The 9298-nt window shown below is 50.4% G+C and carries 4 protein-coding genes; 2 read left to right on the top strand and 2 right to left on the bottom strand.

What is annotated here, in order from left to right; all coding sequences use genetic code 11:
* Nucleotides 1-203 (top strand): site-specific integrase (locus F8S13_27470; protein KAB8139605.1); only part of this gene is annotated, 203 nt, incomplete at its 5' end.
* A 760-nt stretch (nucleotides 204-963) separates the two neighbouring features.
* Nucleotides 964-3543 (top strand): extracellular solute-binding protein, encoded by a 2580-nt coding sequence (locus F8S13_27465; protein KAB8139604.1) that lies wholly within the window; start codon nucleotides 964-966, stop codon nucleotides 3541-3543.
* Nucleotides 3544-4258: 715 nt separating this feature from the next.
* Here F8S13_27465 and F8S13_27460 read toward each other — a convergent pair.
* The gene (locus tag F8S13_27460; protein ID KAB8139603.1) at nucleotides 4259-4816 is read right to left on the bottom strand and encodes a GTPase domain-containing protein; all 558 of its coding nucleotides are present in this window, start codon (nucleotides 4814-4816) and stop codon (nucleotides 4259-4261) included.
* A gap of 25 nt (nucleotides 4817-4841) precedes the next feature.
* The coding region (locus tag F8S13_27455; GenBank protein KAB8139602.1) for a hypothetical protein at nucleotides 4842-9298 on the bottom strand (4457 nt) is incomplete at its 5' end.

Here is a 9298-nt window from a genome sequence, read left to right as displayed (position 1 = left end):
CCAAATACGCCAGCCACGCGCGGCTCAACGCGGTGCATCCCCATGATCTCCGGCATCGCTTTGGCTACCAGATGGCCGCCCGCGTGCCGCTCCACCGCCTCGCGCAGATCATGGGCCACGACTCGCTTGATACCACCCTCCTCTATGTCCGTGGTACCACCCAGGATCTGCAAGCCGATGTGGAGACCATTGCTTGGACATGAATTTTTGTGCTGATTTGTGTGTGGTTATTTTCCAAGAAAACAACATGTCATACAGTGATGCTGTTACGTCACACGTATCAATAAATTTCTTTGACGATGGTTCTCTTTTATTTCTATAAACGCACCTGTTTATTTAGGCGAAAAAATATTTTAACCTTATATTTACGAGATTATGGTTTACATTGGCATATATTTAAATCACGTTAATAGTATAAATCAATGTTGACAAATTCTAGATGTATCATAAAATCAAGATGCTAGGCATTGCTCAATCGTTGGTTTATGTCTAGAATTACTCTATTATTTTAAGGAGAACAGCCATGAGACGCGCATGGAAGCCCACTGGTCTAAGTATTTTGTGTGTCATGATATTTGCACTCTCATCTATTTCATCAGCTCAAGCAACAACAACAACAGCAAATTTCGAACTACATGACAATTACAGTTGCTCAAGTAGTGGTAGTAATGTTTCGACAATCATTAGAGGCGCTAGCTACCCTTCACTATCAGGTATGAATAATAAAGCGAGTTCGATTCGAACTCATTCAGGAACCTATGATTCAACGGTCTATAGAGGACAGAACTATTCTAATTCCATGTATTATCTAGCTGGCGCTCAGATTGAGGCATGTGTTGACTTTAGTGGGAGTATGAGTGGCTGGGACAATGATGCGGAGTCTGCCAAGAGTTTATAGTGAATTACAAGACACACTCTTGCATATTTAATGCAAGAGTGTGTCATATATTTATAGGTGAAATTATGTCTATAACTAAAAAACTATTACCGTTAATGATTGTATTTTCTTTGGTAAGCTGTTTACACGTTTCTTCTGAGCCAGAAAATGTAACTATTTATGAAAATGTGATAACTTTTGGCGCGTCATCTTCTGATAAAGCTTATTATCAGAAGATAATATCAGATTTCAATAAAGTCAATCCAGGATCTAAAGTGATATTTGAAAGTTTAGACGATAAACTAAAAGACCCATCAATTGGCCTTAAATCCGTGGTTGAATCCGCAGATACATCTTTTGGTTACATTTCACCTGAGGATATTAAACAAAATTACTTACTTGATATACGCCCATTTGTGCAGGAAGACAGATCTTTTCAACTCGAAGATTATTACCCTCAGTCGTTTTATGATTTTGGTGACAATCAATCTGATCGATTATATGCGCTTCCGGTTACCGTGTCAGAGCCAATTATAGCGGCTAACCCTCTGATTGTGAGGGATATAAATCCCAATTTCGATCCTTCCAAAAACAAAGTTACATGGTCGGATATTTTAGACATGTCTAAAAGTGTGGTAAAAAATTCTTCGGATAAAAAATTTGGTATTATGATGGGTGATCTTGGATTTCAAGCATTTATTTCCATGGTCGAAGATGAAGATAAAAGCCTCTTAGACTCACCTTTAGATCTTGATAGTCCTACGATATCGAATATGCTAGCTGAAGTATCCCTTCAAAGTAGGCTGGGGGTTATATGGTACCCTAGGTTCAGCCATATTATTTCTGATTCTGCCCGAATATTTATACCGAAAGAAATAAGCAAATTAGTAGAAGAGAATAACCTTGCCTTATGGGATGCATCTTATACAAGTACCGATATTGCTAAGAAAGTGGAAGCTTATTATTTTGCAGCCCCTCAAACTAGATTTCCATCATACTTACCAACTCAGTCTGGTTATTTTATTAGTAGTGGTACAAATAATCCTGAACTTGCATGGAAGTGGTTATCTTTTTTAAGTAATCAACCGCTGCCTGATAGATATCGTTTTGAGCTGAATGAAGTATATGCGCGTCGATCAATTAATGAACAAACTCACATTTGGAAAGATAAGCCTGAGCAGTTTTCCAGTATACTTCAAGAAGCTCTTATGAGAGCACCAGTTCATTATAGCACTTCTACAGATGAGTGGTTAGCACTGCACGATGCTTGGGAGAAGGTATTAAACCAAGATAAAAAGCCAGAAGTTGCGCTCAAGGAATCTCAGTCTTTTTTAGACAAGAAGGCTAATTCTGTATTAAAGAGTAACCAAGATAAGATTACTGTTGCAACACCTATAATGGCTAGAACTGATCAGAAAGTAATTAGCTTTGGTTTTAATGAGGACCTAAATTTGATGAGTAAGTTTATAGAAAATTTCGAGAGAAGTCATCCAGCTATAAAGATAGATAAAATACCTTTAGATTTTTATCAAGGTACCCAAGCTATTAATAAATTTAATGAAGCGGCACGAAACCTCGATTGCTTTACTTGGCCAACACCACCACCAGTGCAAAGTATATCTAGCACTCTGGATCTTCAGGCATTAGTCAATGCCGATGCTAGCTTTGATATTAAAGATTATCCAGGCAAAGTTATTGAACGTTTCAAAAAGAATAACTACATTACCGGATTGCCTTTTAGATTACAATTGCGTGGACTAGCTTATAATAAAGTTTTAATTCCCGATATTGAGAAACAGCATAATATCAATTTCGACGACTTTCTTGACCGAGCACAAAAAAAATATCCAACGAGCTTTTCAGGAAAAACCTTTGGATATGCGTTAACTTTTGGGCAACCTGAAGATATAGAGTTCTTCTTAAACCAATACCACGCATCATTAAGTAATATGACAGATCAAGGTCTTGAACCAAATTTTCATAACCCTAAATTATTGCAAGCAATAAATGAATATATAACCTTTCTTCGTAACTCATCGCCATACCGCACGCTTCCTGGATATAAAGGTGGTGATATGCAAACAGATTATATCGGAACAGGACAAACTGCTTTTTGGTTTACATTCGATGCAAGAGGATTAGCAAGTAGTATATCATCAGACGATAACATGAAGCCAGTAATTCTCCCTTTACCACTTCAAGGTAATGATGTCAGTATCTCAGATATACGTACTTCCTCTATGGTTATTTCTCGAACAAGTGAAAACCCCACAGAATGTTGGGAATTATTTAAGGCATTAAGTAAAACAACAAGTATATTTGAAGAAAGTTATTTCCCTCCAAGAGAATCAATAGCTCAATCGATTGAATTTAGAAGTCAAGTTACAGAGGATTCATATAATCTATATGAATCTTACCATTCCTTCCTTACACAAGGTAATAATAGCAGTATTGACTTGTTTGAAGATCAGGAATTCGATCCTTACTGGTTTTACAGAGCCGTTGATATATCATTGCAAGGAGGTGATGTATCTCAAGCATTCAATGAGGCTGAATACTTAACAAAAAATTACCTTAGTTGTGTGAGAGGTGGTAAGCTTGCAGATGTATGCGCAATGGCTGTAGATGCGCATTACCAAGGAATTGGCCCTATTGGCGCACGATGAATATTAGAAACATACTATATAATAAGATAGATTCAGCATGGTCTAACTAGGAGGCGGGAGCAATGGAACAGAATGTTCAGGCAGGGGGAATGGAGAACCCATGCGCCGCAAACTCCATACCGAAAAAACCCCACGCTCAAGGCCATGCTCGATGACGGATACCCAGTCGAGTGGGCCGATCTCGCGACCCTCAGCCCCTATATCACCCGGCACATCCAACGCTTTGGGGCCTACCACCTCTCACCAGAACCACCGCCGCCCTTCGAGGCAGTGCTGAGCTGGGCCTTGCCGAACACGAATCCCTGAACGCCCCCATGCAGGCAAGGATGCAGCCGTAGCGGCCCCATGTCCTCGGACATGGGGCCTAACCACATCAGCGTCATAAAGGGCAAGATGGGGGTTTTTGACTACAAAACCGAAAGGAGGGTGGTGCGCGTATTCTGCATGGGGAAGCCCTAAAACGCTTACACGTTTTCGTTTATTTCCTATTATTACACGTATGTCGGCTCAACCCCACAAGGACCCGCGCACGACGATGCGGTATGCGCACGACTTGCAAAACCTGGATGATAACGCGGTGGATTATGTGAAGTTTTAGGGGGGGACGCGGTGGGGGTGATGACCCACCGCGCTGGTGGTGAGGCGCACACTTACGATTTTTAGCTCATATTCGTCACGTAATCACAAATTATAACGCTTACGCCATAATTCAAAATTACTTAATAATCATTTTTAATATAGTTTCAAATACCACCAATAGGCCTAGTTTTTCAGTAGCGATAGTCTCGATATATTTCCAACCAAAGAAACCAAAATTTCGGTTAAGCTCTTTTAATGTGAGTGAATTTGGTAAATCTCGTTTGTTATACTGCAATATGACAGGTATATTATCTATATTACCTCCTGCATTTTTGATATAACTCCTCAAGGCCGTTATTGCTAATATATTTTCTTTCAAGCGAGATTTTTGTGAGTCTATTATAATTACAACACCATCACAATTTTCTAGCATTTTTGTCCAAATATAATCTCTATTTAGGTGACTTCCTGGCATAGTTATAACTTGTATATAAACATCTAACCTTTTAAATTTCAAACCTGTATTATATGTAAATAATAGAGCGCGGTCATTTTCACTTGCAACACTTATAAGCTCATCATTAGCTAGTAATGAGTTCAATCTAGCAACAGTAGTGGTCTTTCCACTTAACCCTATTCCGTAAATAACAACCCTATAGGTTAATTTTTTTAATTCTAAGTTAACAAATGGCATAAACCTTATCTCCTTGTTTTATAGATTATTCTTTCCATCCAATAGAGCGTAGAAATTCATCCAATCCACCAATTGGTGCTTCGCCCGTACCAAAAAATGGATCATCTTTAGGTCCTACTTGCCTTACATTCGCTTCAGGTGAAGACTTCCAAGCTTCTATAAACCTATTAAGAAGTTTATTATACTCTGAAGGTGTAAATGTATCGTAATAAGAATATTTTTCTAGATCTGATGGTAGTTTTCCACCAGGTGAGTAAGCGCGGATATTTTCTAAGATCGATATATCAGTAATTGTCCCATTAGCGTTTTGTACAGCAACATGTCCAGGTCTACTTAACCCTAGTTGGTCGAAAATGGGATTATATGAGCCCAATCTCTTGAAAGGACCTTTAAAAATAGTTTTACGATCTACACCCATAACATAATCAGCTGCATTCATGCAATCTTTCGGAACCTGACCTCCAATAGTTCTAGCCATTCCTATATTTTTCAAATTCCACAGGTTTCGAGCAGTTTGAGCTACGCTAACTATACTTGCTGCCGCAACGATATCTTCTCCAACCCCTCGTGCCCCTTTGCCCAGGCGATACATGTCATTTTGCATGAATCCTTGGCCAAAGTCAACGAAAGGTTGAGTAATCCATCCGCCCACCGCACTCGGCCACGCCGAAACATTGCTGACCTTGCTCCATGTGGCCTGATCGTTCTTCCACGCAGCGGCACGGGCATCTTCATCAATGGCAAGCCGTCCCAACGTGCCAATGGCCTGAACCGCATTGATCGGGGCTGTGAGCGCAGGATTGCTATTGAGCACATAGCCGAGAACATCGTAGTTCCCATCCTCATCGCGCTGGACACCAGCGGCACCGGCGGCATAGGTCAGCCCATCCCCATAGTTCCACTGCCCCTTCTTTGCGGCAGCATCCCCAATGTACTGGCAGCTGGGATCAGGATTCCACGGCCCCAGGAGCCAGGAGATACACCGCCCGCTCGGGTCGGTAAACAGCGTCGGCTGGTTGTAGGCGTACATGTACGGCGCGAGGCTGGCGGGGCTGGCCGGGTCGCCCGCGTAGGGGTCGACGCTCGCAAAGCTGCCGCTGGCGGCATTGTACCACCGCGCGCGCAGGTGTACGCTGCTGCCCTGCTGCAGCTCGCCCGTGAAGCCGAAGCGGGCGACCGTGCCGCGCTCCACCTGGCCCCACGGGTCGTAGTCGATGCTGCTCAGCGCCGCGCCGGTGTCGCCCATCGTCAGGCGCACGCTGCCCAGCGCGTCGGCGGTGTACCACGTGCGGGCGGTCTTGCTCACCTCCGCCAGGCGGTCCGCGCCGTAGATATAGTCCGTCCCCAGCGTCTGGATGACCTGCGGCAGCGCCAGCGCCACGTCCTGCGTGTACGTGATCGTCCCGCTCTGCATCAGCACCCCGTCGCCGTTGTACCGCTGCGTCACGCCGTTCAGCTTGATCACGCGGTCGAGGTCGTCGTAGCCGTAGGTGGTGGTGCCGTCGCTGGTCAGGCGACCCTTCAGGTCGTAGGTCCAGCCATCGACCTGGTTGGCCGCGTTGTAGGTCTTCCCGCCGTCGGTGCGGTTGCCCACCACGTCGTAGCGGTAGGTGTAGTCGGTCCCGGTGCTGGCGTCGGCTGTTTCCAGACGGCCCAGGCCGTCGTAGGCATAGTCGATCGTGCGGCTGTGGTCGGGCAGCGTCTCGCGCACCTGGGTGCGCTGGCCCTGCGCGTTCACGGTGTAGCCGAAGCTGGCCAGCGTCACGTTGGTGCTGGTCTGCGTGGTTGTCAGCGTGCGCAGCCGGTCGGCCCCATCGAAGCCGTAGGTCGTCTGCGTGCCGTTGGCGCGCTGCACCGTGTCGGGCCGCCCCACCGCGTCGTAGGTGTAGCTGGCCAGCGGGGTCGGTGCCTGGCCCTCGCTCACCGTCTTGAGCTGGCCATCGGCATAGTAGCGGTAGCTCACCGCCCGCTTGCTGGGGTAGATCAGCGTCTGCCGCGCGCCATCCTTGTTGTAGTCATACTGGATGGTGCCCTGCTTGTTGGGCAGCGTCACCGTCTTCAGGTGGCCGATCGCGTCGTAGGTGTAGTTCGTCGTCGTCCCATCCGTCATCTGCGTCCGGCGGCCCAGCAGGTCGTAGGTGTAGTTGATGTTCAGGCCGGGACTCTTCAGCCGGAACAGGGTGTCGTAGATCGGGCTAATCGTGGTCGCATCCGGGTAGACGATTTTTGTTGGCTGGCCGGTGCCGTTATAGCTCCACGTGGTCTTCCTCCCGAGCGCGTCGGTGGCGGTGTCCAGCTCGCTCGCCGGGTTGTAGGTAAACGTACGGCGGTTGCCCCGCGCGTCGATGATCGCCGTGCGGTTACCCAGGTGGTCGTAGGTGTAGCGCGTGGTGATGTTACAGTCGGTGTGGCTGGTGTCGCAGGTAGCCAGCACGTTCTCGGTCACGCTGGTCAGGCTATCGCGTAGGTCGTAGGTGTACTGCGTCATATGGCCCAGCGCGTCAGTGCGGCTGACCACGCGGCCTGCGCGGTCGTAGGTCTGGCGCGTGGTGATGTTGGTGTCATCGGCGGTGCTACCGGGCACCACATTCAGCACCGTCTGGGTCGTGCGGCCCAGCCCGTCGCGCTGCACCAGCGACACCTGGCCATCGCCGCGCTTGGTCCAGCGCAGCTGGCCCGCGCCGTCGTAGCCCATGCGGGTCACGCGGCCCATCGCGTCGGTGATCACCGTGGTGTTGCCCAGCGCGTCGTAGCCGCGCTGCGTGGCCGTTTCTGAGGGCGCGATGGTGCGGATGGTCTGGCCCAGCACGTCGTAGACCGTCTGGGTCGTCACATTGGTCTCGGCGTCGGCGGGCACCCCCGCCTGCGGGTTCTGGATGGTCGCCGTCACGCGGCCCAGGCCGTCGTAGGCGTACTGCGTGATCTGGTCCTCGTCGTTGGCCGTAGCCACATAGCTGCCGTCGCGGTAGTTGCCGATGGTCCGCAGCACCCGGCCCTGCGCATCATACTCGGTCCGCGCGATGATGTTGCGCATGTTGCCGCGATCAAAGCTGCCGCAGGCTTTGACCGTGGTTCCGCCCGTGCAGTTCTGGAAGACGTTGACCGTGCGACCCTGGCCATCATACTCGTACCCGGTGGTCGGGTAGGCAGCATGCTTTACGCGCAGCGTGAGGGTCGAGGTCGGAGGATAGCTGTTTGAGACGAGGCGTGAGAAATCATTGACCGGCCATTTCGCATCTTTGTACTGCGTCGTTGTCAGGGTACGCCCTAAGGCGTCATAGGCGTAGTAGGTAATCGTATCGGTTACCGGCTCCGTTTTCACCCATGTCCCATCGACGTAGTTGGTGATGACCTGCTCCAGCTGCTCTTTGGCGTTGTAGCGATTCACCTGCACCAGGTCGGTGTCGTGGCCGTCGGTCCAGCCGGTGTTGTCCGGCGTCGGGGTCGGTGGCGTGGTCGGGCTGGGCGTCACGCTGGGCGCGGTCGTGGGCGTCGGCGTCGCGGTCGCCGTCGCCGTCACCGTGGGCGTCGGCGTGGCCCCCCCAGAGACAAACCTCGGGTCGCCATTCTCATAGTTGACCGTCGTCTTGGCCGAGCGGCCCAGCTCGTCGTACTCGTAGCGCGTCCAGCGGCCCAGGGTGTCGCGCGACCAGGTCACGTTGCCCGCGCCATCGTAGTAGGTGATGGTCTGGAGATTGGTGTCCACCGTGGTGGGCAGGCCGGGGCGGTAGTTCAGCGTCACCGTCACCGGGCGGCTCTGCTCGTCGTACTCGGTGCGGGTGGTGCGCGTGGTGGCCGCGCTAAAGCGCAGCGTGGCCGGGTCGAAGGTGCCGGTCAGAATGCCGGTCTCGGTCACCAGCTCGGTGCGGCCCAGGCCATCGTAGCCGTAGAAGGTCGCCACATTGGCGTCGGGCGCGCTGGGCGTGAACGCGGGCGGCGCGGCGGGCAGCGCGCCGCCGCCGCTGTAGCCCGTCAGGTTGCGCGCGGTCCAGTCGACCTGGCCCGCATCGCTGTAGTGGGTCACATCGTAGCGGCCAGCGGGCGAGCGCGTCCAGATCGCGCGGCCCAGCAGGTCGTAGCCGAAGGTGGTGATCACATCCTCGTCGACCGTCGCCGGGTCAAACACGCCGTCTTTGAAATTGGCCACGCTGCGCTGCGCCGTGCCGTCGGGGTTGTAGTCGACATGATCGGTGCGGGCCAACGGGGTGCCGTAGGCCGTGGTGGTATCGGTCACGCGCCCGAGCGGGTCGTAGGCGTAGTGGGTGGTCTGCGCGTCGGCGGTGCCATAGCCCACCGTCACGTCGGTCAACTGGCCCAGCGTGTCGTAGGCGTAGCGGGTGCGGATGCCCGCCGCGTCCTTCACCTCCTGCACGCGGTTGTCGGTCGTGTAGGTGTAGGCGGTGGTCAGGCGCATGGCGCTGTTGGCGATCTGCATCACCGCCGCGAGATTGCCCCGCGCATCATAGGTCGCCGAGTTGAGGA

This window comes from Chloroflexia bacterium SDU3-3 (genome assembly GCA_009268125.1).
In the GTDB taxonomy this organism is placed as follows: Bacteria; Chloroflexota; Chloroflexia; order Chloroflexales; family Roseiflexaceae; genus SDU3-3.
Note: the sequence above shows the minus strand (reverse complement) of the source record. Positions and strands in the feature narration are given on the sequence as shown.